Annotated in this window: 21 protein-coding genes; 8 read left to right on the top strand and 13 right to left on the bottom strand. The window is 48.1% G+C overall.

Going from position 1 to position 25,718, the window contains the following annotated elements:
- Positions 1-209: 209 nt before the first annotated feature.
- Positions 210-527 carry a thioredoxin family protein gene (locus ABEW34_RS03885; protein WP_430155031.1) on the bottom strand — a complete coding sequence of 106 codons (318 nt, stop codon included), beginning with the start codon at positions 525-527 and terminating at the stop codon, positions 210-212.
- Positions 528-677: 150 nt separating this feature from the next.
- Between ABEW34_RS03885 and ABEW34_RS03880 the strand changes: the two genes are divergently transcribed.
- Complete coding sequence (locus tag ABEW34_RS03880) at positions 678-1,319, top strand: hypothetical protein (protein ID WP_430155029.1); 642 nt, start codon at positions 678-680, stop codon at positions 1,317-1,319.
- Positions 1,320-1,337: 18 nt separating this feature from the next.
- Here ABEW34_RS03880 and ABEW34_RS03875 read toward each other — a convergent pair whose 3' ends face one another.
- Entirely contained in the window at positions 1,338-2,357 is a 1,020-nt protein-coding gene (locus ABEW34_RS03875) for an alpha/beta fold hydrolase (RefSeq protein WP_430155027.1), read from the bottom strand.
- Positions 2,358-2,566: 209 nt separating this feature from the next.
- The gene (locus ABEW34_RS03870; RefSeq protein ID WP_430155025.1) at positions 2,567-3,934 is read right to left on the bottom strand and encodes a sensor histidine kinase; all 1,368 of its coding nucleotides are present in this window, start codon (positions 3,932-3,934) and stop codon (positions 2,567-2,569) included.
- Between the two features lie 550 nt (positions 3,935-4,484).
- Between ABEW34_RS03870 and ABEW34_RS03865 the strand changes: the two genes are divergently transcribed.
- The 3 genes from ABEW34_RS03865 (at position 4,485) to ABEW34_RS03855 (ending at position 9,754) form a co-directional block, all read left to right on the top strand.
- Positions 4,485-5,717: an SWIM zinc finger family protein gene (locus ABEW34_RS03865; protein ID WP_430155023.1), complete on the top strand. Its 1,233-nt coding sequence runs from the start codon at positions 4,485-4,487 to the stop codon at positions 5,715-5,717.
- Positions 5,714-8,740 carry a DEAD/DEAH box helicase gene (locus ABEW34_RS03860; protein ID WP_430155021.1) on the top strand — a complete coding sequence of 1,009 codons (3,027 nt, stop codon included), beginning with the start codon at positions 5,714-5,716 and terminating at the stop codon, positions 8,738-8,740. The genes ABEW34_RS03865 and ABEW34_RS03860 overlap by 4 nt, the downstream gene beginning before the upstream one ends.
- Positions 8,741-8,866: 126 nt before the next feature.
- On the top strand, positions 8,867-9,754 hold the full coding sequence (locus ABEW34_RS03855) for a hypothetical protein (protein ID WP_430155019.1): 888 nt from the start codon (positions 8,867-8,869) through the stop codon (positions 9,752-9,754).
- 101 nt (positions 9,755-9,855) lie between these two features.
- Here the strand turns inward: ABEW34_RS03855 and ABEW34_RS03850 are convergent, their stop codons facing one another.
- On the bottom strand, positions 9,856-10,068 hold the full coding sequence (locus ABEW34_RS03850) for a TM2 domain-containing protein (protein WP_430155017.1): 213 nt from the start codon (positions 10,066-10,068) through the stop codon (positions 9,856-9,858).
- 208 nt (positions 10,069-10,276) lie between these two features.
- On the opposite strand from ABEW34_RS03850, the gene ABEW34_RS03845 reads away from it, so the two are divergent.
- On the top strand, positions 10,277-10,888 hold the full coding sequence (locus ABEW34_RS03845) for a TetR/AcrR family transcriptional regulator (protein ID WP_430155016.1): 612 nt from the start codon (positions 10,277-10,279) through the stop codon (positions 10,886-10,888).
- Between the two features lie 40 nt (positions 10,889-10,928).
- Positions 10,929-12,155: an MFS transporter gene (locus ABEW34_RS03840; protein WP_430155014.1), complete on the top strand. Its 1,227-nt coding sequence runs from the start codon at positions 10,929-10,931 to the stop codon at positions 12,153-12,155.
- Positions 12,156-12,369: 214 nt separating this feature from the next.
- On the opposite strand, the gene ABEW34_RS03835 is transcribed toward ABEW34_RS03840, so the two are convergent.
- The gene (locus ABEW34_RS03835; RefSeq protein WP_430155012.1) at positions 12,370-13,371 is read right to left on the bottom strand and encodes a copper amine oxidase N-terminal domain-containing protein; all 1,002 of its coding nucleotides are present in this window, start codon (positions 13,369-13,371) and stop codon (positions 12,370-12,372) included.
- Between the two features lie 91 nt (positions 13,372-13,462).
- Positions 13,463-14,317 carry an AraC family transcriptional regulator gene (locus ABEW34_RS03830; RefSeq protein WP_430155010.1) on the bottom strand — a complete coding sequence of 285 codons (855 nt, stop codon included), beginning with the start codon at positions 14,315-14,317 and terminating at the stop codon, positions 13,463-13,465.
- Between the two features lie 165 nt (positions 14,318-14,482).
- Between ABEW34_RS03830 and ABEW34_RS03825 the strand changes: the two genes are divergently transcribed.
- A complete protein-coding gene (locus ABEW34_RS03825) occupies positions 14,483-15,781 on the top strand; it encodes an alpha-glucosidase/alpha-galactosidase (RefSeq protein WP_430155008.1) in 1,299 nt (432 codons plus the stop codon).
- An 84-nt stretch (positions 15,782-15,865) separates the two neighbouring features.
- On the opposite strand, the gene ABEW34_RS03820 is transcribed toward ABEW34_RS03825, so the two are convergent.
- The 7 genes from ABEW34_RS03820 to ABEW34_RS03790 form a co-directional block, all read right to left on the bottom strand.
- Positions 15,866-16,723, bottom strand: a complete 858-nt coding sequence (locus ABEW34_RS03820; RefSeq protein ID WP_430155007.1) for a class II fructose-bisphosphate aldolase — start codon at positions 16,721-16,723, stop codon at positions 15,866-15,868.
- Positions 16,724-16,958: 235 nt separating this feature from the next.
- Positions 16,959-17,435, bottom strand: coding sequence for a hypothetical protein (locus tag ABEW34_RS03815; protein WP_430155006.1), 477 nt, complete (start codon positions 17,433-17,435; stop codon positions 16,959-16,961).
- A gap of 258 nt (positions 17,436-17,693) precedes the next feature.
- A complete protein-coding gene (locus tag ABEW34_RS03810; protein ID WP_430155004.1) occupies positions 17,694-18,485 on the bottom strand; it encodes a carbohydrate-binding protein in 792 nt (263 codons plus the stop codon).
- A 336-nt stretch (positions 18,486-18,821) separates the two neighbouring features.
- Positions 18,822-20,426: a hypothetical protein gene (locus ABEW34_RS03805; RefSeq protein ID WP_430155003.1), complete on the bottom strand. Its 1,605-nt coding sequence runs from the start codon at positions 20,424-20,426 to the stop codon at positions 18,822-18,824.
- Between the two features lie 323 nt (positions 20,427-20,749).
- Positions 20,750-21,889, bottom strand: coding sequence for a toxic anion resistance protein (locus ABEW34_RS03800; RefSeq protein WP_430155001.1), 1,140 nt, complete (start codon positions 21,887-21,889; stop codon positions 20,750-20,752).
- Between the two features lie 39 nt (positions 21,890-21,928).
- Entirely contained in the window at positions 21,929-23,617 is a 1,689-nt protein-coding gene (locus ABEW34_RS03795; RefSeq protein ID WP_430154999.1) for a substrate-binding and vWA domain-containing protein, read from the bottom strand.
- A gap of 13 nt (positions 23,618-23,630) precedes the next feature.
- Complete coding sequence (locus tag ABEW34_RS03790) at positions 23,631-24,377, bottom strand: hypothetical protein (RefSeq protein WP_430154998.1); 747 nt, start codon at positions 24,375-24,377, stop codon at positions 23,631-23,633.
- A 436-nt stretch (positions 24,378-24,813) separates the two neighbouring features.
- On the opposite strand from ABEW34_RS03790, the gene ABEW34_RS03785 reads away from it, so the two are divergent.
- The gene (locus ABEW34_RS03785) at positions 24,814-25,716 is read left to right on the top strand and encodes a class I SAM-dependent methyltransferase (RefSeq protein WP_430154996.1); all 903 of its coding nucleotides are present in this window, start codon (positions 24,814-24,816) and stop codon (positions 25,714-25,716) included.
- The last annotated feature ends 2 nt before the right edge of the window (positions 25,717-25,718 follow it).

Here is a 25,718-nt window from a genome sequence, read left to right as displayed (position 1 = left end):
GTTATTTTCCTACCGTTGTTTATTTCAGGTGATGTCTGTTTTTTTTAGGTGAAAAACAAGATGAAACGGCTTTCGCCTTCCTTTGGCGGCGCAGCGCGTTTCATTACGAGAAGTGTAGAGAAAGGATGGGATAGTCATATTCTTTCCTATATTAAAAAACGGCACATCGCAGCATGCTCCGATGTACCCTTTTTCATAAATATAAATAGCTACTCATCCTCTTTCAGCAGCTTGTAAAGATAATCGACAGAGCGCATCGCATATTCGAACCGCTGGGGCTCGCCATTCTTGACTAGCACCAGGCAGGGAACACTCGTAATTTTCCAAGCCTCGCGCAGCTTGGGCGCGTAGTTGATGTTGATTTTATACATCGTCGTCGGCACTTCCGCAGCCTGAACGATATCCAGCATCCGCTCAGCTACCTTGCACGTTCCGCAGAAAGGGCTGGAGAACAGCAAAGCATCCTTCCCATTGCCGATTCGCGCCAGACGCAGCCACTCATCCTCTTCGATTTCATAGATTGCCATACGTTCGTCCTTCTTTCCTTGCTCCGGCTTTATATGCGCCTAGCCGCATCCCGCCAGCTTCATTGCCTTCTATTTTAACATAAGACATAGACGAGCAGCCGCTATCATACGTTTTTATAACAACCGTTTTTGGAAAGGATGCGATGAGGCTTGATGGACCTGCTGCTGCTGCTCGGAATGGCGTTTTTTTGGACAATCACCTATCTGCTTATTATTTATCTAGGCTTTAAGGACAGGACCTGCGGCATGCCCTTGGCTGCGCTCTGCGCCAATCTGACGTGGGAGCTGCTGTTCGGCTTCCTTATGCCCTTCAACCCGCTTCAGCAAATCATTACAATCGTCTGGTTCGCACTCGACATCATTATTTTAATGCAATTTTTGTATTACACCCGCAAGGACTATTCAACGAAAAAAATGGCGGTCATCGTCGGTTCCCTGCTTGCTACTGCGTTTTTGCTGCATTACGGCGTCTCGGTCGAATTTCATGACCCGGAGGGCAAATATACCGCCTTTGGCATCAATCTGATGATGTCGATCTTGTTTATTCAAATGCTCTTCCAGAAGGACCTGCTAGGGCAGTCCCGTTTTATTGCCTGGGCCAAAATGCTCGGCACCCTATGTGCCTCCGTCCTTAGCTACAAGCTCTTCCCAGATTCTTTGCTGCTCATGTTCATGTACGTCCTTATTTTCCTTTTTGATGTTGGTTATATTTTACTCGTACAAAGCCGTTCGGTGAAAATCGTGCAGCGCCCCGGCGCAAAACAGGGCAATACGCAGCAGACTGTTACATAGCACAGCAGAAATCAACTACTAGTCTTGTTTTACTTGTTCCATAAACGTCCGGAGGCTTTCAACGATTTCTGCCGAATGAGTACGGTATAAATAGTGATCTGCTTCAAACAGCACGATTTTCCCATGAACAGAATCCTTGATTTGCTTCTCATGCTCCGGTATCCATCTATCCGTTACAGGATGATTGGCTTGGATAAAGAAAATAACGGGAAGAGCTTTCGGGAAGGTTAATTGCTCCGCTGCTTCAAAATTCGCATACATAGTTCCGGCCTCGTTTAATTGATTGGCATTATAAATGTTTTTGTGAATGAGTATTTTTAATTGTTCTTTTGTTTGATCATCATATGGCAGGTCCGCATAGGAGTCTTCGCCCAGTTTTAATTGCAATCTGGCGAAGCCTGTTTTTTTGAGCAGGATAAGTGTTCTTATTATGGAGGATCCTATCTTCTGCTCTTTAAGCGTTGGGACACTGCTGTCGAGTCCGACAAATGCGCTCACCTCGCTTGGATATTTGTTCACATAATCTAAGCTGTATAATCCTGAAATAGAATGGCCCATTAAAATATAACGATTGATTTCAAGACTCTGCAGCACTTCATGGAGTTCACTTACAATATTATCCGTGCTTCGTTCCTTGTCGGTTAGATCGCTTAATCCATAACCAAACGGCTCAATTACGACGACTTTGTAAAATGGCGACAGCTGTTCAATGAGCGGCTTAAAATCAAGGGCTGGCGCTGCTGTGCCATAACCGGGCAGGAGCACAATGGTTTCTTCTCCTTCTCCATGAGTCGATACATTCATATATTTCCCATCTACAGCTACTGACTGGCCATAAGGTAATAATTTCGCCTGCTCTGATTTGCTGCTGAACAGATCAACGAAAAAAACGACGGCCACAAAAACGACGATTGCTATTACTACGGTTGCTATTGCTTTAAGCAAAATGCGAAGCCATTTTTTCATCCTGCTGGCTGGCTTTTTATCTGTTGTGGTGTCCAGCTCCATCTTGTTGACCTCTCGTAATTCCACTTGCATCTTCTCCCATCCTCATCTCTCTACTGGCTGCCTTTAAGGGCCGATAGGGAAAGCTTACACGATGAAAATGTACTCTACATGCCGGCAAGATGAACGGAGCATGAACGCGTACAAAAAAGCCTGCGTCATCATAGGCAAGGAAGCTTGCACCTGATGACGCAGACATGGGGAGAAGTGAGGTGACCGCTTTAAGATAATGGATATGCCGCTTATTCTGTCAGCGCTGTGATGGGCAAGGTGACGATGAAGGTCGTTCCCAGACCCGGCTCGCTTTCCACTCGGATGTCGCCTTGATGAAGCGATATGATCTGTTTAACGATGGCCAGCCCCATGCCGCTGCCTTCATATTTTCGACTGTGAGAGCGATCAGCCTTAAAGAAACGTTCGAATATACGCTTCTGATCCTCTAGTGAAATACCAATGCCCTTATCTGATATTCGGACGGTCAAGTGTTTGAGGTCTTGTTGGATGCTGATTTTAATTACTCCGCCATCCTTGGAAAATTTGATGCTATTGCCAATGATATTAGTCCAAACCTGATTTAGCTGATCATGATCAGCCGTCAGCATAGCTGGCTTCAAATTAAGCTCAAAATGGATGTTGCGCGCCGACCATTGCGGCTGGATCGCAACGATAACTCGCCTTATCTGTTCATCAAGACTGAGCGTTGCCAGTTGCATCTTCTGTGACTGTGATTCGAGCAAACTTAGCTTGAGCAGATTGTCGCTCATCTTGGACATTCGCTTCGCCTCATTGATAATAATATCCAGATAACGGCTGCGCTCACTAGCTTCGATGCCTTCTTGCTTAAGCGCTATCGCATAGCCGGATATCGAGGTAAGCGGCGATTGAACCTCATGCGACACGTTCGTTACGAATTCCCTGCGCATCTGCTCCAGCTGCTGCAGATCATGCATCATTTCTTCAAAGCTGCGAGCCAAAGTGCCTAATTCGCCCGTCTGCTTAATATTCAGCTTGACGTTGAAGTCTCCGGCTGCTATCCGTCTGGTCGCTTTTGTCAGCTTGTTAATCGGCCTTATGATGAAGATGGAGGCAATTAGAACAAATAAGCTGCCTGTAATCAACGAATACGCTGCAATCGTCAATCCCCATTTTATGACAAAAGAGGTGGACGGTGGGGAGAGCGTCTCCACAAACATCGCTTTCATTCCCATATCTGTATTCAACGGAAATCCAATATAGGCAACCGTAACACCTTCCTTATTGCCTTGAACCGTTTCTCCATCCAGTACTTTTTTTACATGCTCCGCAGTAATAGCAGCAGGCTTATGTCCGCTCAGCGCTCCGAAAGACTGGAATCGATCTGTTGCTTCATAAATTCGAATATGATAGGAATTGAGCTGCTGCATTTTACTTACTAATGCGTCCGCTTCACGTGACGGAAGGGTCTCGTAGATCGAGGCGATGTCATGTCCAAAATGACGCAAAAGAATTTGCGAGTTTTCGCTTAATTGATCTTCAAATAGCCAAGTCGCTGCTAAAAAAGCAATGATCGTGCTCCCGATCACGGAGACTAGGAAGATTAGAACTACGCGTGTATATAATGATTTGATCATTTTTGCACCTCAAGCCGATAGCCAAGACCACGAACCGTTTCGAGTTGAAAAATAGTAAGCATCCGATCCCTCTTTCCCTGTTTCGCATCCTATTCAGTAGTAACCATTATACTATTATAGCAAGGAGATTTAATAATTGGATTTAGGCGCCTTTCCTTCCGTCGTCGAGTATCCGATGACGATACCTATCCCCGAGCGCGGCGATTTCGTATGAATGAGCGATTTGCCAACTCTATTTTTATTCGCGTATAGTTAGGGTGAGAAACATGGTGAGCGAACAAGAGCAGCATACTCGTGCGCCCGGTCAGCTCAGCTCGAATATTCTACATTTATAGGGACTGACATTCCGCTATTTCAGCCACTTTCATGTTTTCAGCTGCTGCGCGGACAGAGAAGCCGTTATGCCACCTTCTATCGCTTCAAATTCCTACGCATCCAAATACATAAAAATACATAACCATAAACGCCTATACCGCACTTTTTGAAGCGTTGAAGCTGTATGATAGCCAGCAAGCCCGTCTTCAAGAAATGACTCAGGAGAATGATTCGAATGATGCCTATAGATAAACAGAACGAGCGAAAAAAAAACGACGCACTCCAGCAGCTTCCCGAGCAGCCGATTTCGCAGTGGCGAAAATGGCTGCTGCAATGCTTGGAGCCGCTGGCCGCACAAACAAGAAACAGCGATTATGCTGACCGCGCTGCTGAGCTTATTAAGCAATCGCGGCCCGCTTTTTCCCCTGCGATGAAATGCCTGTTCGAGCTGCACAGCTTCCTGTTTATTATGGAGCAGCTGCATACGGGCACGTTCGTCGGCTACCACACGCGGGTCGCGATGGAGGATGTGCAGGGCAGCATCAGCAAGCTGTTCGAGCAGTCGCCGGCGCTCGCTGATGCCGAGCCGGCGTTTTGGGACCGCCTAGCGGAAACGACGGCGGAGTTGCGCGGAAGACTGCTTGCGGAGGAGCGGTATGCGGATTATTTTTCACCTGTGTATTATGCGCTTTGGAAAAAATGGCTCTATCCGCGCCTGCCGGGCAGTCCGCTGCTTGCAGAGGAGCTTGCGCACCTGGAGGCGCTGAAGCCCCAACAGAAAATCGCCCAAACCCGCTATCAATGGATGTTCGCCAAATGCTGGCTGTGCTTTCTGCTAGGCCGCGATGAGGATGCGCAAGCGCTGTTAACTGCGCTAAACCGCAAATCCAAGCTGAAAATTCATGATTATTATGCCCTGCTGGATGAGCTGAAGCAGCGCAAGGAGTGGACTCGGCTGCTCCAGTGGCTGAAGCAAACGGCGAGCCTGCTCGCGGATCATCATGGCGTGCATTTGAATGCTTTTTTTGCCTATTGGGATGCGGTGCTGGCGCAGATGCCTCAAGAGGAGGAAGCGATGTGGGAGCAGTTGCTGCTCCTGCTGCCCGCCTCGCGCTCCATCTATGCAGACAAGCTTCATCATTATGAAAAATGGCAGGAGTGGATCGACTATCAGCTAAGCGAAGGCATCGACCCGCTGTATTATCGCGTAGCCATGTTCGCTCCGATCGAGAAGCACGCGCCTGAGCTGCTGCTCCCCTTCTATCACCAAGCCGCCGAGCGTTATGTGCTGCTGAAAAACAGGGACGGCTACAAATCGGCAGTCAAGCTGCTGAAACGATTAGCGAAGCTGTATAAAAAACGCAAGGACGAGGCGGGCTGGGAATCGTTCATCACCGCCTTCGCTGGGCGCTACAGCCGCTTGCGGGCTTTGCAGGAAGAGCTGCGAAAGGGGAAATTGCTGTCATGAGCACCGAGCTGACGAAGAGCCCATCATGGACGACGATAACGGTACATTTGGCTTTAACGGACTTTGGCGATGCGCTGCTGTATGCGGTGGATGACCGCCAGGACCTGCTCACCGGCGTTCGCCTCAAGCAAAGCTTATTCGCTTGGCATGCGGCGACCACCTATGGGACCGAGCTTGAAATCCGGCAAATGGAGCAGGTGGAGCTGGTCGTGCTTCCCGCGGAGCATGTGCTCCCCTTCTTTGCCGAGCAGCGCCTGCTGGCACATATTCATTGGGAATGGGACGAGCAGTCGGCGGCGCTCATCCGGCTCGCGCCCTTGCTGCACGAGCATATGGAGGCTGAGCGCTACCTGCCGAGCCACTCCGCATGGCGGGCCGGGCAGCTGCAATGGGTGTGGGACAGCTCCGCTTCGGTGGAGCTGGCAAGCGAGCTTGCGCTTGCTGAGGAGAAAGTGAAGGACGGCCGCTTGTCGAATGGCTTTCTCGGCATGCTGGAGGCCGCCTTCTCGGCGGCGGTGTTCCAGCGCTATTACAACAGTGAAGCAGCGTCTGCCGATTTGCGCGCGGAATATCCGCTGCTGTTCGTGAAGGAGAAGGCGATCTTCGCTGGCCTTGATCCGTCCGGCTGGCTGATGGCCGTCGGCTGGAAGGCAGACCATGCGCCGTTCCGCCCTATGCTGCAGCTGCTTGAGCCGGGCGAGGAAACCGATGAGGCGTGGCAGCTGCGGCTCGTGCTGCAGGACAAGCTGGACCCATCGGTGCTGCGGCCTGTGAGGCTGTCGCAGCACGGCGATGTCGCCGGCGAGGTTCCGGCGGCTTGGGTTCATGCTGTGCAGGGTCGATCCGCCGGATGGCTGGATCATCTGCGCGCCAGTCTGCCTGACGAGCATTTGGCAGGCGAGAAATACGATGTGCTGAGAGTGCCGCTCAGCAGCGACTCGGTCTGGCGTTTCCTGACGGTGGGCAGCAACCGCCTGCTCGAGGCGGGCTGGCAGGTGCTGCTCCCCGCCTGGTGGGAAAGCGCCCGCCGCAAAAAGCCTAAGCTGCGCGCCAAGGTCAAGGAAGAGGAAAACCCGGCGAAAGGCCGCTCCTTCTTCGGGCTGGACGCCATTATTGAATTCGATTGGCGCGTGTCTGTTGGCGATCTTACGCTCACCGAAGCGGAGTTTGCGGAGCTGCTCGCCCGTCAGGAGCGGCTGCTGCAATTCCGCGGACAGTGGGTGACGCTCGATCCCGGCCTGCTGGAGCAAATCAGCAAAATGATGAAGGGCATGAACAGCGCCCAAGGGCTCTCCTTTCAGGATGTGCTTCAGCTCCATCTGCTTTCGCGGAAGGACTACTTCGCCCGCAAGGAAGAAGACGCAGAAGCATCGGCGGATGAGGCCGAGGATGAGAACGAGCAGCTGCGGCTGGAGGTCGAGCTGAACAGCTATATGCAGGAGATGATGGACCGGCTCGTGCAGCAAAAAGAAGCGCCAGCGCTCCCCGTTCCTGCGGGCCTGCAAGCGACGCTGCGCGCTTATCAGCAGGAGGGCTACTCGTGGCTTGCTTTTATGCGCCAGCTGGGGCTTGGTGCTTGTCTCGCCGACGACATGGGCCTCGGCAAGACGGTGCAGCTCATCGCCTACCTGATGCAGATGAAGGAAACGGGCGGCGCTGGCCGTGCAGCCGCACTCATCATTTGCCCGACCTCGGTGCTCGGCAACTGGCAGAAGGAAATTAGCCGCTTCGCGCCATCACTGAACGTCATGCTGCATTACAGCAGCAAGCGGCTGACGGGCGACGCTTTCTACGAAGCTGCCAGCCGCGCGGATGTTATACTCACATCGTTCGCGACCTCCATGCTCGATCAAGAGCTGCTGCAAGGCCGGACATGGGAAGCGATATGCCTCGATGAGGCGCAAAATATTAAAAATGCGCAGACGAAGCAGGCCGCCGCCATTCGCAGTCTGCCCGCCAAGCATCGCATTGCGCTGACCGGAACGCCGATTGAAAACCGGCTGAGCGAGCTATGGTCGATCTATGATTTTATGAATCCTGGCTTTCTCGGCAGTGCGCAGGGCTTTCAGAAGCGCTTCGCTACGCCCATCGAGCAGGAGCAGGACCCGGAACGCGTCATCGATTTGCAGCGGCTGGTCAAGCCGTTCATGCTGCGCCGCAAAAAGAAGGACCCGGCGATTCAGCTTGACCTGCCGGATAAGAACGAGATGAAGACGTACGTTCATCTCACCGCCGAGCAAGGCGCGCTTTATACGCAAACCGTCAACGAGCTGATGGCTAAGGTGCAGCGGGTGGAGGGCAACAAGCGCCGCGGCGCGATTTTGTCCGTGCTGACGCAGCTCAAGCAGATTTGCAATCATCCCGCTCTGCTGGAGGATGGAATGCCGCTGGAGGTCATGGAAGCGGAAATCGCCAGCGGCACGACCGGCGCCGAGGCCGCAATGGAAGCGCTGATTAGCCGATCGTCCAAGCTGGAGCGGCTGATGGCGATGGTGAAGGAACTGCGAGCCGAAGGCGAGCGCTGCCTTATTTTTACGCAATATATTGGCATGGGCCAGCTGCTGCAGGGGGTTCTGGAGCGGGAGCTTCAGGAGCGTGTGCTTTATTTGAACGGCAGCACGACGAAGCTCACTCGCGATCGGATGATTGAACGATTCCAGTCGAACACGCTCCCGGCGTCCGAGCAGCCAAGCGTCTTTATTTTATCGATTAAAGCAGGCGGCGTCGGCCTGAATCTCACTGCGGCGAATCATGTATTCCATTTCGACCGATGGTGGAATCCCGCCGTGGAAAATCAGGCGACCGACCGCGCCTATCGCATGGGGCAGACCCGCGACGTTCAAGTGCACAAGTTCATTGCGCTCGGCACGCTGGAGGAACGGATCGACGAAATGCTGGAATCCAAGCAAAAGCTGAGCGAAAATGTCATATCCAGCAGCTCCGAGACGTGGATTACGGAGCTCGACAACGCTGCGCTCCAGCAGCTTGTTACGCTGAAGCAGGACTGGGCTGGTGAAGCTTAGGCGGCTTCCCTCCGCGCCTAACCACGACCGCATGCACGGTCGCCAAGATGCTGGATGGGCCGCTTTTATGCTAAACTGGTTGTACCTAAAACAATTTAGCCGCAATGACGGAAAGGCGGGAATATGATGGAGTATGCGTTTGTAATTGAACCGCAAAACTACCAGCTCTTTGAGAATGATGAGGAACAGGTGGAGAAATGCCAGGAGTGGGGCTTGCTCTCAGGCAAAGCCAGCAAAACAAAAACCTTTTATTATAAAGGCCACGGCCTGAATATCGTTTGCAGCGTCGTCGGTTTTGTCGATAAAATGACCGCCGTCATACAGCTCGGCAACGATCAGCTGCACTGCATCCACCCTTCTTATTTGAAGGAAATGCAAGCGGCAAGTTATGGCGCGAAGCATGCGGCTGGTGTTGAGGCTGACGAGACTAGCGAGGAAACTGCAAATAATGAAACAGAAGCTGTTGAGGCCCAAAATGTAGAAAACGGCACTAACGTTAGCAGTAATTCCGCAGCTACTGGTGAGAGCGATACGGGCTCTGCCAAGACCGTCGAGGAAATGCTTGCGGACGCAGGCTTTGCTATCGATTCGGTCGAAAGTGCAGCAGCGATTCCAGAGGCAGTAGAGGAAACGGCCAATTCCAGCGATAATGACAAGGCTGAGCAAGCGGAAGAAAAGCCGAAAAGCAAAGCCAAAAAGGAAAAAGCGCCGAAGCTTGAGCTGCCGGAGGATAAGGTGAAAATGATCGCGACCGTTAAGGAGTTTACGACGGTGCCGAACCATTTTTCCGATAATGATGATGAGGTTGTCATTTATGAGGCCGTGTCCATCACTGAACAAGGGACGCTCGTGGGCGAAGCATGGTCCAGCCATAGCGCCACGCTCAAAAAGCAGGAGCTGGAAGTTGGCGATGTCATCACCTTCGAGGCTAAAATTGTAGCCAAAAAGCTGACCAAGCATCCCGTTCCTTATAAAATCAACAACCCCGCGAAAATTAAAAAAGAAGAGGCTTGAATATAAGGGCAGCATCAGCATCAGCACAGCCTACTCAAATGCGCGGACGCAAAAAAGAGCTCATAGGAGCTCTTTTTCCCTTTTTACCTATAAAATGATCGTTATGCTTTAATTTCACGGCCTTCTGAATCTTTAAATGCGCCGCAAATGATCATAATTAAGTCGATTAGTGTCCAGATACCAAAGCAACCCAATGTAACCAGCATCAAAATGCCTGTTCCCACTTTTCCCGCATAAAAACGATGAATGCCGAAAGATCCTAAAAAGAAGCATAATAAAATTGCTGCTACAAAAGATTTATCACTCTTTACCACTTGTAAATCCCTCCATTATATATTCTACTCTTCCATTATCAACATATGGTCAGAAATTCTTTACATATAACATGAAAATGTTAATAAAATATTTGGTGTTTCCGCTACTATAAAACCTCCTTCACCTCTCATTTGCATTTTCCCTTTATATTTTGTTATTATTATAGAACGAACGTTCAGTATAATTAATAGAAAGGGGCAGCGCCTCATGAACAAAAAACAGCTGCAAAGCGAGCAAACGAAGAAGAAAGTCGCAAGCGCCGCACGTGCGCTTTTTGCCCAGAAGGGCTATAAAGGGACTTCGATTGAAGACATTGTAGAGGCGACCGACAGCAGCAAGGGCAATATTTATTACCATTTTAAAAGCAAGGAGGGCTTGTTTCTCTATCTTTTAGAGGAATGGGATTTGGAATGGGAGCAAAAATGGAATGAGCAGCAGGCGCTCTATGAGACGTCCACCGAAAAGCTGTACGCCATCGTCGAGCAAGGTGTGATGGATGATTTCAGCCATCCGCTTACGAAAGCGGCCGATGAATTTTTCAACCATGAGGAGAAAACCACTGAGGTTGAGAAACGGATGACGGTCATGATTGACCGGCATTTGGAATTCAACAAACGCCTCATTCAGGAAGGCATTGACCGGGGCGAATTAAAGCCGATGCAGGTTGAGCATATGGCGATTATATTGGAAAGCTTGTTTTTCGGCTTGAATCAATTGTCCAGGCGCTCCAATGCGATGGATGAGGTTTTGAACATTTACAGAACTGCTGTAAAGATTGTTCTTCACGGCATCGCAAGCTCCAACCACCAGCAAACGTAATCATTCATACAACCTAGATCAGGATGAAAGGACTTTAACCATGTCATTATTACTACGGAATAGAGGGGCTATCCTTCTTCTCATGGGCAATATTTTGCTCGTATTTACAGGCATTGGGCTCGTGATTCCCGTTATGCCTGCCTATATGCGAGAGCTGGATTTGAACGGAAGCATACTCGGCTTCATGGTAGCGGCCTTTTCCTTAGCCCAATTAATATTTTCACCGCTTGCAGGCAGACTCTCCGATTCTATCGGCCGAAAAAAAATGATTGTAGCGGGCGTTACGCTGTTCGCACTCTCGGAATGGATGTTTGGAGCTGTCAGCGAGCCGTGGCTGCTGTTTGTTTCTCGCATACTTGGCGGAATCGGGGCCGCATTCAGCATGCCTTCGATTATGGCCTATGTCGCTGACGTTACTAGCAACGAAGAACGCGCCAAAGGCATGGGCTACATCAATGCCGCGATTACGACCGGGTTTATTATCGGCCCCGGCATCGGAGGTTATTTGGCCGAATTTGGCGTACGCGTACCCTTCTATGTAGCGGGCATCGCGGGCGGGGTAGCCGCCATTGTTACGCTGCTGGTTTTACCAGAATCCAAGGCGATTGCCGCTCCGACGCCTCCCGCTTCAGCTCTTCCAAAGGACTCGGCTTCGACTGGCTCGACTGGCGAACCCAGCTTTATGTCCCAGCTGCTGACGTCTTATAAGCAGCCCTATTTTTTCAGCTTAATCATCGTGCTTGTCGCCTCGTTCGGGCTTGCGAACTATGAGACGGTATTCGGCTTGTACGTTGATCATCGCTTTGGCTTTACAGCAACCGATATTGCATTTATTATTACGTTCGGCTCCATCGCGGGCGCGGTTGTGCAGGTCACGATTTTCGGCTGGATTTTGAATCGGTTTGGCGAGCAGAACGTCATTACGTGGTCTTTGTTTATTGCGGGTCTATTCGTTCTGCTGATGCTGTTGACGAGCAACTACTGGATGGTATTCGTGGTCACCTTCTTCCTGTTCCTGTCTGTCGATATTTTGCGCCCGGCCATCGGCACCCAAATTTCAAAAATGGCTAATGACCAGCAAGGCTACCTCGCTGGCTTGAACTCCGCTTTTACGAGCCTAGGCAACATTCTCGGACCAATTGCAGCCGGCGTACTGTTTGATATGAATATTAATTTCCCCTACGTCTCCGCTGGCGTCGTGCTTCTGCTGTGCTTCCTTCTGTCCATGCGAGCGGGGAAGAAGAAACGGGTACCGCTTCGCGGCTAACGCCGCGCATCGCATACATGCAGCAGCGGTGCCGCTCATGCACCACCTGACATTCAAAGCAAAAAACAAGCTGCCGCTGCTGCAAAGCACGGCGCTTGCTCTCCATGGGACAGCTTTGGGCTTAATGCCAAAGCCGTCCCTTTTACTTTTACTTTTATTTTTACTCTTACATTCTCGCTAACCTGCGCTTTTCCTTTCCATTGCGAATGGATTTTTATTCCTGTACTGGCATCATTGTATACATAAACGAATATTGTCCAAGCTCCAGCCCGGTTTCCACCTCATAATGAAGCTTTAACGAGGCTGGGTTAATCTGCTTGATGCCTGCACCATAGCTCCCATTGATCGTAAAGGGCGACCCTATCACGACCGGTGCAATAAAAATCATTTGCTCCGTTTTACCCGCTGGCAGTAGAAAATCGGTCAAGCCCCCTGCTTGATTTTGCACATATTTCCGCATAGCTACCACATTGCTGCCAACCTCCGAAAAACCGTTATTGTTACGCTTCCACTCTTCAAAAGCTTCCGTATCGTTGTAAGGCGGCATGGGGTCCTTTTGCTTCGAATACGAACGGATAATTTTCAGATTGTCAGGGTCTATATTCAAATAAAGATCCTTTTGGCTTAAATTTTGAAAATAGACCAGCGTATACAAGCTATTATCTTGCACACCATAATGCATCACGTTGACGCTTAGCCCACGTTCTTCATCCAGCCCGAGCTGCGAGCGAATTTGGCTTGAAAAAGAAAGCTCTATCTTCCGCTCCTTCGGTGGTGAAGATAAGTAGACTGTCTTCTTTCCAGCATCCCATTCAATTCTGGCACCCACTGCTTCACTGATTAAGCGTACAGGTATAAATAATTGCTTTTTCACCGTCATGCTTTCGATTCGCGCAGCGTATGTCGCTCCATTAATTACAATAAAACTTCCATCCACATAGTAAGTAACCGTCATCGTTCCGCGCTTGGCACTAACCACTCGATCAGCAGCATTCCAAGTTACGGAAAACCCCAGCTTTTCAAAAATCGGCAGCAGTGGAACATAAACCGTTCCCTTGTCGATAATCGGTGCAGGCGAGAAGGTTACTTCATTTCCATTTACAACCCATTTAAGCTGGCTTTTTTCGGCATACGTTTGTAACGGTGTCGCAAGTACCATGACCATTGCGAGCATTAAAAAAATAAAAAACTTTGAGGCTGCGTTTATTTTCCCCATCTGTTGCTTATCTCCTGACTATTGATAGGTTATAGGAAGCTTAAATCATCGCGGCTGGATTATACATGAAAAAATGACTGCTTTCCCTCGCTTACAGCTTGCCCTGCTCCTCCAGCAGCTCTCGCGTTCGGCGCGGCGATTGGCCGATGACCTTTTTGAACATTTTGGAGAAAAGAAAGGGGTCGGTGTAGCCGACCGAGCGTGAAATATCGCTCACTGACAGCTGCTTGCTGCTCAGCAGCTCTACCGCCCGATTCATTCGAAATTGCAGCAGAAATGCTTGCAGCGACAGGCCAAACTGCTGTTTGAACAAGCTGGACAAATAAGTCCGGTCCAAGCCAACAGCCTGAGCGATTTGCTCAACCGTTGTTTTCTGGCTGTAGTTATTTTCGATATAGGTTATTGCTTCGTTGATATAGGTTTCCTTGGAGTTGGCACGAAGTGGCTGCTCCTCTGCTAATGCAGGCTCTGCACATTCCATTAATTCTCCAATTAGACGGTACAAAATGCTCTGGTACAAAATGTCCCGGATACCCTTTTCGTGGGCATCCATAAGCTCCTGATGGCTAGTATCGAACCAGTTGGCACCCTTGGCACGAAATATCGGCTGCGATACACTGAGCCCGGCCCGCTGCATAAAGGCTCTAGCATGAAGCCCGTCAAAACCGACCCACGTATATACCCAAGGGTCAGTCTCATCCGCTGTATAATGAACAATCGCTCCTGGCGTTATGAGAAAGCCCTGGCCTTGTGACAGCTGATAGGTTTCTCCTCCGGTACTAAATTCGCCTGAGCCGCTGATCACATAATGGATAATATACAAGTCGCGCAAGCCCGGACCCCAGCTGTGCAGGGGTTCACATTCCTCCTTGCCGAAAAAACGCAAAAACAGCTCCATCTGCCGCTGCGGTGTCTCTCGATTATGTCTGACTTCAGTCAGAGGCATAGGGCATCCCCCCTCATTATGACAGGTAATAGTATAATAGATCGGATGAAACCATGCAATGAAAAGGCATTATGACAGGTTTAACAGGAATTACTCCATGTTCCTGCTTCCGCTTCGGGGCTATAGTTAAGGAGTCAAAGCTATTCATAAACGGAGGCGAATTCATTGGCGAAAATAACGTTCCTTGGTGCGGGCAGCACTGTTTTTGTGAAAAATGTGTTGGGTGATGTCATGCTTACAGAAGCACTGCAAGGCTTCGAGTTAGCTTTGTTTGATATTGATGGGGGAAGGCTGCGTGAATCTGAGCAGCTGCTGCTGAATATGAAGGAGTCGCTTGGAAGCAGCTGCGTCGTTAAAGCCTATACCGATCGCAAGGAGGCGCTTCGCGGAGCTAAATATGTCGTCAATGCCATTCAGGTTGGCGGTTACGATCCTTGCACAATAACCGATTTCGAAATTCCGAAAAAATACGGCTTGCGCCAAACGATTGCCGATACAGTTGGCATCGGCGGCCTTTTCCGCAACCTGCGTACCATTCCGGTCGTACTTGATTTTGCAGCAGATATTCAGGAGGTTTGTCCAGACGCCCTGTTCCTCAACTACACCAACCCAATGGCTGTATTGACGAATGTACTCATTTCGCAAGGCGGCTTGCAGGCTGTAGGACTCTGTCACAGCGTACAAATATGTGTACCGCACCTATTCGAGCATCTGGGCATTGATACAGCAGGTGTCAAAACAAAGATCGCTGGCATTAACCATATGGCGTGGCTGCTGGAAGCAACAAAGGACGGTGTAGATTTATATCCGGAAATTAAACGGCTCGCTGCGGAAAAGCAAGCGGAGCAGCACCACGATATGGTGCGCTACGAGCTCATGCTGAAGTTCGGCTATTATGTTACCGAATCTTCCGAGCATAATGCGGAATACCATCCGTACTTCATTAAAAAGAGCTATCCAGAGCTCATTGAACGCTTCAATATTCCTCTGGATGAGTACCCACGCCGCTGTATTGAGCAAATTAAGGGCTGGGAGGAAAGACGGGATTCGATGCTCGGCAATAAGAAAATTGAGCATACGCGCAGCCATGAATATGCCTCGCATATTATGGAAGCGATCGAGACCAACCATCCTTATAAAATCGCCGGGAACGTTATGAATACAGGCCTTATTACGAACCTGCCGAAGGAAGCCTGCGTCGAGGTGCCTTGCTTGGTTGACCGCTCCGGCATAACGCCAACCTACGTTGGTGATCTTCCGCCGCAGCTGGCTGCGTTAAACCGCACCAATATCAATACCCAGCTGCTCACGATTGAAGCTGCCAAGACATTGAAGCGCGAGCATATTTATCACGCCGCTCTGCTGGACCCGCATACGTCAGCGGAATTGTCGATGGATGACATCGTCTCGCTTTGCGACGAGCTGATTGAAGCGCATGGCAGCTGGCTGCCAACGTATCGTTAAGCCAAGAGTACAGTATACAGCAAAAAAGGGCTGGTCCAACTGCATGCAGCAGCCGGACCAGCCCTTCTTCATTTATATATAGGCTTACGCTTTGTTGGAAGAACCGAACTCACGAATTTTACCCATAACCGTTTGTTTGATCGCTTCACGGCCTGGAGCCAAGAATTTACGTGGATCGAATACTTCGGAATCCGAAGTCAGGATTTCACGAGCAACTTTAGTGAACGCGATTTGGTTTTCAGTGTTAACGTTGATTTTAGCTGTTCCAAGGGAAATGGATTTTTTGATTTGCTCAGTAGGGATACCAGTACCACCGTGCAATACCAATGGCAGCTTGATCGTTTGGCAAATTTCTTCCATTTCTTTGAAGCCCAGGTTTGGTTCGCCTTTGTAAGGACCGTGAACGGAACCAAGTGCTGGAGCCAGGCAATCGATACCTGTAAGCTCAACGAGTTGTTTACACTCTTGTGGATCAGCGTAGATTACGCCATCAGCAATAACGTCATCCTCTTGTCCGCCAACTGTTCCCAGTTCTGCTTCGACAGAAATGCCGCGCTCGTGAGCATATGCAACAACTTGCTTCGTTGTTTTTACGTTTTCATCGAATGGGGAGTGGGAAGCATCGATCATAACGGAAGTGAAGCCTGCATCGATTGCTTCTTTACATTTTTCGAAGCTGGAGCCGTGGTCCAAGTGAATCGCAACTGGAACGGTGATTTTCATTTCTTCGATCAGGGATTTAACGATTGCAGTAACAACCTTGAAACCGCCCATGTAACGAGCAGCGCCTTCAGATACGCCCAAAATAACGGGAGATTGCTCTTCTTGAGCTGCGCCCAAAATGGCTTGCGTCCACTCCAGGTTGTTAATGTTGAATTGACCAACCGCGTAACCTTCTTTTAAACCTTTGTTCAACATGTCTTTCATCGAAACCAATGCCATGATAAATCCTCCTTCAGTGTAGTTGCAATTTAATGAATAGAACTTTCAATCATGCCCATTGATCTACAGCTTAAAACAACGCTTATAAACGACAGATCTATAAGCATGAACGGAATAATTTTATCCTTGTTCACATTCCTCATCTAATACTATATGTTATCACAAATTATATTATAAAACTACCTGCCCTGCGAGTGAATACTTTTCACACAATTGATAAGAATTTATAAATGCATTAATCCGTTTCTACAGGAACGCCATTTCTTTTGATCAGTGAAAATAAAGGGCTTAGCCGTTTCTCAGACCATTCGGCAAGGAATAAAATCAGCATCAAACCGAGCAGCGCCGCACATACGGATATCGGAATAAGCCAAAGATGCGTCGAGTGGGAGAAGAATGGGATGAGCGACACCGCCACAATGGGCGGGGCGTTCCACTTAAATTTAGTAATCATCCAAATCGTGATCAATACATTTACGAACAAGGAAATCGCGCTTGGATAGATGGAGAAGAGCAGCGTACCGACGATGGACGAAATAAACGCTCCTAATGTAATTTTGCTGAGCTCCGTATAACGGAACGAACGCGAGACAAACAGAAAGCTGAAAGCCCCCAAGGTAGGGAAAAATAACGTGTCCAGAAACGAAAAATGCAAGGAAAGCCAATAAATAAGCATGACGTAGCCGCCGATAGCGATCATTTTTAAATTCATTTTAAACCAGTGAACCTCCAGTCAAAATTGCCAGCAGATTAGCTGCGTGTTCTGCATGGAATACTAGCAGTATTGTAGTGCCTGCTTCATTCTATAAAGTTTCTCAAGAGGTGTCAATGCTGTGAAGCGTCTTCCAAACGACAAAAAAGCACCTGCATGGCGCTCTCGTCTAATCGATTTTTTGCGTCTGAATCTGTCGTAACTGCTGGGGACGAGGAATGTATTTGCACCCAGACCGGGCGTCCAGCTATGCCGCTCTTAGGCTTCTCTTCCGAACACCTCAAACTGCGTTAGAGCCGGGAACGGTGAAGGATCGGATGATTTTTTTAATTCGCTTAGCGTTACATGGTCAATCGCTCTGGATTCCAGCAAAATCGTTTGCGGTTTATGGGTTTTGATCAGGCTGGCCTGATGCGAGCTGCCATCCGAAAACGTCAGCGTCACATTTTCCCAATAATTATCATGCGGAAAATCGGCTCGCAGCGTTAAGACGACCTTGTCCACGACTACGGTGCGTCCAAAATCAATCGAAATAGCCGCATCCGCTCTCTGGTTAATGCCCCATGATTCATAAGGCCATTCGCCATGCGAGTCATTCGCAGCATTTCCATTAATGGCGTTCCGTGCCGCAAATACGGCCTCGCCCCGCGTCTCGACATTAGCGGATGCATGCGGGAAACAGCTGTCGTTGGCATGCTGGTCATATTCATTTTTAGCTACATTTTTATAAGCGCCTATTTCCTCGACGGTTGCCAGACGGGCAGTCAGCACATGGATGTCGCCCGTAAACGATTTAGGTGAATAAGATACTCTTTTTTCATCAAAAGGAATGATGTAGCGGTACTCCTCGCCCTTCAAATAAATGAAGGCCGGATTAATCGAATCCTCCAGCTGAATGACCAGATGCACATTGGCCCGCGAGCTTTTGAGAACGATTACATTTCCAGGCTCGTAAGCCTGCTTGTACACCAAATAAACCTGTTCGCTGTCCGTACGGGTCTCAAGCACCGCTCCTTCGGCATTTTGAATTTCTAGGGATAAATTAATCATCGCTTGTTCTCCATTCTTTATAATAGTTCTGACAAAGTTACCCTTATCGTAACATAGACGAACGGAGAACTGAATGCTGGTTCTTCGGCTCTTTTTCTATATGATAGATCAAGAAAAATAATTGTAGGTAAAAAAAATAAATCGCTGCGCCTTCTCCAGTAGCGGAAGCGATCAACACATGCGAAAAAATTTAAATAATTCGGTCCTTCTACAATTTCTTATACAATAAAGAACCCCTTCAGAGAACAATAGTAACCCATGATACCATGGAATTACTGCTGTCTGACTAAAGGGGCTCTCCTTTAAATCGACTTTCAAGTGAGCCCTTCTTAAAAACTACATATTAGGCTCGTAATTTGGATTAATTAAAATTTGATTTACAATGTAAACTAGATCATCGTTATTGATGTTTCCATCTACTACTTGATCAGCTACATGATTAACCGTATCCGTTTCAGCTGCCGTTTTACCAAAATAAAAACCGCTAATAGCGAGGTCAACTAAAGTATAGCTTCCAGAACGGTTTACATCATCTGGCCCTTTTATTATGACACTATCCTGCATGCACCCTACTTCCTCGATGTCATACTCATTAATAGTATCAGCCACTCGGCACTTAATAGCATCAACAGTACCTGTTCCAATTGCTTTTGCCTTAAAAATAACTTTTAAGAAAGTCGTTTCTTTGTTGATACCATACTCTTCACCCTGGCTCGCTACAATAAAGCGAATCGTACCTTTTGTACCTTTTGATTCATTATATACCTTGTATCCTTCGATCTCTTCAAACCCAACGTAATCCATCAAATCAGCATTATAGCTTATCGTGAAGTCTTCGGCAAAAATATCACTAACGTTCTCTAAAGAAATGTAAGAAGTGAATAGCTCATTTACTTTTACACTTTCTTCATTAATGGTTACATTTAAAATTGGATTTAGATTCTTGGGAATCGTTGCAGAAACCTCTTTGGAATCCGTTCCTTTAACATCTTCATTATAGGCGCTAACAACATAAAAATATTCTACTCCAGGTGTCACTTCGCTATCTTTGAAACTTGTTCCGTTCAGCCCCGATGAAATAGAGCTGTAAGGACCGCCCGACTCAGTAGAACGATAAACGGTATATGTGTCTGCATCCTTTACCGCAGTCCAACTAATCACAATGCTTTTTTCTACAACAGTCACTGTTAAACCACTCGGAGATTCTGGAGCTTTAGCCACTGGAGTTAGGTTTAATGCTTCACTTAAGCCTGATTCGTTGCCGCTAGTATCAACAGCTGATATTTGATACTTGTATGTAGTCTTATTTATCAATCCAGTGTCGACATACGTACTACCAGTTACACTTTTCAACAATACTCCATCACGGTAGAGATTGTAATGTTTAAAATCCGATTCTGAATTTGCAACCCAGTTCAGATTTACAATAGTATCTCCAGCAACACCAGTCAAACCAGAAGGTACAGATGGCGGAGTAGTATCGTTTTCTCCATAAATTTCAATTTCGTATATTGTCATTACCGTTGATGCTGTGTAACCTCCAATAAATACACTTCTTGCATTAGAAGGAAATGTACCTGTAACTGTTTTTTTAACACTAGATGCAGGCAGTGAATCAGAATTAATTAGGCCAGAACGCACACCTGAATACTTAAAAATTCTACCATCTGCACTTGAATAGGTTATTTTATACGATTTCGCTTTCCCTTGCACGCCAAAATCATACAATAGTTGAGTTCCACTCATTGTATACGAGGTCGTTTCATCACCATCCGTCATAGCTGTCGTCGAATTACCTGTTAACAAGGTGAGTGTTTCACCTGCTAATAAATTTGGCGCAGCTGCATTGGTTGGAGCTGGAAGCCCAATAAGTAATGTAAAGATTATAACCAATAAGCTTATCCATTTAAATTCCACAAATCTATTCCATCTTAAATCCACTGTAAAACCTCCCAATATATAATAATTAATACTATAATAATAATTATTATTTGTCAAAATATTATTTTAATATGATTTATAATAACTATTATACTTATAACCTTTATTTTTTTATTTTAAACTTGTATAAATACAATAATTTAGAATTTTAATTTAACTCCTTTTATTTATGTTAATTATTATTTTAAATTAAATTTTTATAAATAAACATAAATTTAACAAAAAGTAATATGTTATTAAAGAATATAATATTTTCAATTTATTTTTTAAGCATAAAAAAAGAGCGCAATTACCTCGCACTCTTAAGATTTATAATATTTTCTCTACAACCCCAGCTTCTGCCCCTTCTCCAGCCGCTGAATTTGCACCTCGCCGGTATCCGCCAGCTCTCTGAACTGCTGGATCGTTTGGCGCATTTTAGGCAGCGCCTCCTGCTTGTAGGTGCTGATGGAGTCCATCGCCGAAAGCACATCGGCGAAAGCTGTCTTGAGCGTATCGACGGAGATGTTTGCTTCCATCGACTGCTTTTGGATTGCGGCGCCTTGGTTTTTCAGCATTTTGGAGGTGCCGCTGATCAGACTGTCGGTCGTTTGATTCAGCAGCTCGATTTTTTGCAGGACGATTCGTTGATTGTAGAGCGCGCTTGCTACGGTAACGGAGATTTTCAGCGCCGAAACGGTGACGTTTCTCGCCCGATCCACCCCGCGGATCAGTTCCTTGTTGTTGCGCATGACAACCTCAATCGCCATAATGCCCTGCTGGTTCACGACGAGCATTTGCTGCAAATCCATGACGCGCTGGCGAAGCGGGAACAGTACCTCCTCGGTTATGAAACGGATTTTATCCTCCGACTCCTGACGTGTCTTGGCTGCTGCAATCTGCGCTTCAATGCCTTCATCCATCAGCAGGCCGAGCTGGATTTCCTTCTGCAGCTTTTTCGTCAGCTCGCGAAGAGCGTGCTGTTCCAGTTCCAGCGTGGTGTTGTCATTTTTAAGTATCGTACTGCCTTTGTCCAGCGATAAAATGATGCCCGAAATGACCGTATCCGCCTTCTGGTATTTCGCAAAATAACGTCGCAGCGGATTAAAAAACATGCCGAGCACGCCGCTTTTGGCAAAATCGACGACGCTCGGGTCCAAATCCTTGAGCTGAATGTGCAGCTCCGTCAAATCCCTCGCCACTTGGCCGCCTTCATCGCCCGTCTGAGCTAAATTGCCGACTGCCACTTGCAGCAGCGCATTTTTCTCCGAGGAAGACCTCATCGACTGAATGCCAAACTGGTCAATCGATTGCAAAATCGCTTTCCGCTTGTCTAGCGAATCCAAATCCAGCTCCAAAATCGACGACACATTGCTCGTCGCAAGCTCCCGCAGCTGGGTGACCTCCTCAGGCTCAGGCTTCACCTGCTCTTCAATGACCGATTTCAGCTTCTCCTCACTGACCACTTCCATCGTAAATGACATTGCAACCCCTCCTCTTCAACCTATATCCGCAATATAAAATTACATTTGAACGTTCAGCAGGTTTCCAATTTTATAGACGACATCGTCGGTATCGGCGTTGATGCTTGCCGCCTCGTTAATGCTTGAAATGCTTTGCAGCGCCTTGATATTCGCATTGTAGCCAATCGTGTAAATCGGTACTTTATACGTTTCTATGAGTCCTTTAATATCCTTGAGCGAATGCCCTTCATTCGTCTCCCCATCGCTTAGCACAAAAATGATCGGCTTCACATCCGGGTTCACGGCGAGCTCATCCTGCAGCATTTTCAGGGCGACTACGATGCCGTCAAAGGTGGCCGTTCCTCCGCTTGCCTGCAAGCTGTTGATTGCGCCTACAAACATGGATTGCTGATTGGTGTCATATTTCCCGATTGGCAAGTTAATCGCAACATCGCTGGAGTACGAGACGAATCCAATGCTGTTGTTTCTGCCCAAAAACTTCTGCCCCTTGAGCAGCGATTCCTTCAAGCGATTAAGTGGCTCTCCGCCCATGCTTCCCGAAATATCAGCTACAAAAACAGCGGCAATCGGCTTGCTTCCATCCTTCTTTTCCTTCCAAAGCTTCTGCGCGGAAGCCAGCGTCTTGCCATTCACGGCTTCCATCTCGGACTTGTAGTCATCGAGACCATTAAAGCCTTTTTCCTCAGCCGCCTTCTGGTATTTATCCTGCGTGACAAAATCAGCGAACTTCTGGATAATGTCCTGCTTATCCTTAGGCAGCTTGCCGAGCGCATACAGCGGGCTGTCATGTCTGACGCCGAACGGCGTAAACACGTAACCGCTTTGAAAATCCGCCGCGTTCACATAGGTTTGGTACTCCAGTACAAAAGCATCGAGCATCCCCGTCTTGGCAGCCTCACGCATTTGCAGCGTAGTCGAGGCAAGGAACGGCACATTGGCCTGGAACTTCTCAAAGCCCTGCACCGCCTTCTCGCCCAGCAGCTCTTGGCTGTCAAACGTCGCGAGGGACGTCACTAAAAAGTTGAGGCCCGTTGAACTGGCAAAAGGGTCGGTATAGCCCATCGCCACCTGATTGCTTGCAATCGCATCGGTCAGCGTCTTCACATTGAGCGAGCCATATTCAGCAATCAATTCATCATATTTCGCTTGAGTGGAGACGATTCCCGCTACATTGCCCACAAGTCGTTTAGATACGAGCTTCGTTTGAACGCCACTCGCTGCGACCATCTCACCCCACAGCTCGTTGGATGGAGTGAATGCATCGGGCACATATTTGCCTGAACGGATGTAGTCCGCTGCGGTGCCTGAGGCAATATTGCGGATTTTGACCGAAGCCGTCTTCCCGTTCACTTTAATCTTCGCTTGATTAAAAGCAGTGGCCACCTCGTTCAGCCAGCCATCCATATCCGTGCCCGATTTCTCGGTTGAGGAAAAAATCTCGACAAATTGGTCTGTGGTGTTTTCCACCGATACGGGGAACTTCGAAATATCCGGCAAGGAGTCGCCGACATCAGCAGGATCAAGATCGATCTGCCCTTTAATCGGCTCCGCACTCGTAACTGAAATGCCTTGATAAAGCTTATTCAGCTGCTTGCCCGCATCCTCCGACGAAATCTGCGTATCCGTCTTGCCTATGTTCGAGGTCAAGCTAATCCCAAAATAAACGAGAGCAAAAACGACAATCGCAATAAGTGCCAAGACTACAAAAGCTTTTCCTTTACTCGCCATATGCGTCACCTTCTCATTGTTGATATAATTTGGTCTGCTTAATTAATACATCGAGCTCCTTCATGCAGGGCATTTCCTCGACCGTCCGATAATCGCTGCTCCCTAGCAGTGAAATTTCGAGAGCCAAGCGGTCCAGCTTCAGCAAAATCTCTTCATTCGCTCCCAGATAACCGGACACGTAGTCCAGATATTGCTGGTAAAGCTCTATTTTTTCCTGCATCAGCTTATTCGAGAACTTCCCCGCGCTCCGCTGCCGTTCCAAGGAGGCAAACTCAGCAGCATCGAACACGCCGAGCTTATTCAACATTCCTTTAATATTCAAGTAAAAAAGCTTCTCCACCTCAACGATGACGGAGTCGAATTTCTTGTAGCTGATTTCCGTCTGCTCAAATCTTTGGCCGAGAATATCGGATAAGATCGCTCTCTTCTTCGCTATTCGTTCCAGTTGGTCGAGACCCACAGCGATATCCTTGTGCAGCACTTTGACATTTTTGTAATAGGAAAGTGCCGCTATGTAATCCTCACGTGTCTCAATCGAACGAATCTGCGGCACCGAAGCGGGCTTGAGCAGCAGCGTATAGCTTCCATAAGTCAGAACCAGAAAGCTGCTGACCAATAAGGTTACGCCTGAAGCGGTTGCAAGAACACTTTCACCCCCTATGACCACCCCGACAAGCCCCGGTGACAAAATAACAATATTTAGAGCGACAACTCCGCCTATGAGTCCGAGCAGCTTCAACAATTTCGAATTATTCCCCATCAATAATTCCTCCACGAATGCGGTAACTTGTCTCCATTTGTAAAAACAACAGCATCATTTGCCTGTATATTTAATTTTAACAGAGAACAACCGAACAAGCTCCTAAATGTTGCTAATATTCCTTTAGATTCTATTTATACTCTAAGTACTTCCACGTTATTTGTCCGGTTCCATTTTATTTTTGGGCTTGTCTTGGAGCTCCGTGCGGTGCTCGAACCCGAGTTGGAGCGGCTGTCGCCGTCCTCTGGCGGCGCAGCTACCGTTTAGAGGGTGGACTATAAAGAAAGGATGGATGGATGGAGAAATCATATCCTTTCTCTATATTTCAAAAAAGAGCCATTGCTTTTCATTCTGATAAGGGTTATTGTAGATATAAAGAGTCTTTAAAGTCCACATAATAAAAACCATCTGATAATGAGGAAAGGAATGAAGGGATATGAATAGCGATTTGTTTAATGCAGCTGTGTGGGAGAAGGCTTGGACGGAGGATCCGAACGCGACGGGCAATAAAATGAAGAAGGCCGGCATTGGCCGCACGTCCTTTGACCATAAAGCAAAAACCTTTAATGCAGAGGTATTCAGTGAAGGGGGAAGACAGCGAAGCGAGCGCATTATTCGCTGGATAGAAGGGCAGGGTGTCGACTTCCAAGGATTGTCCGTGCTCGATATCGGCGCTGCCTCAGGCGGCTTTACCGTTCCTTTCGTCGACAGGGGAGCATGGGTGACGGCTGTAGAGCCTAACGTTCCGTTAAGCGAGCTTTTCAGGGAGAATACAGCACGGTTTGAGGAGGGGCAGGCCCTGTTGGTTCATGACGTGTTTGAGGAGCTGGATCTTGCTGCAAGAGGCTGGAATAACGCCTTCGATCTCGTATTTGTGTCGATGTGCCCCGTCATTGTTGATTGGGAAAGCGTGGAACGGGTGCTCAGTACCGCTCGCAAATATTGCTACATTAGTGTAGGCGCAGGGCCTAGAGAGCATAGTCTGCTCCAAGCTATTCTTCCTTTGCTGACGGGCCGCGAGGTTCATCCAGAAAGCTCGGATATGGCCTACTTGACCCACCTGCTTTATTTGAAGGGTTATTCATTCCAATCCATTATTACGAAAGAAACAAAAACGACCGAGTCCTCTTACGAAGAAGCTATAGAGGAGGTCATGCAAGCGCTGAAAACCCATAATCTGATTCCGGATGAGTCTGCTCGCCAAATCGTTACGGAATATGTACACCGTACTTATCCAGATGGCAAAGTGGTCATTCATCAGAGCGGACGTTATGGCAAGGTGCTGATCCAGCTGCAGGAGCTGAATATGTATACACGACCGGAAACGATTAAAGCGTAGGC

This window comes from Paenibacillus algorifonticola (assembly GCF_050481745.1).
Taxonomy (GTDB): domain Bacteria; phylum Bacillota; class Bacilli; order Paenibacillales; family Paenibacillaceae; genus Pristimantibacillus; species Pristimantibacillus algorifonticola_A.
The sequence above is the reverse complement of the archived record's forward strand: the minus strand, read 5'-3'. Positions and strand labels throughout refer to the sequence as shown.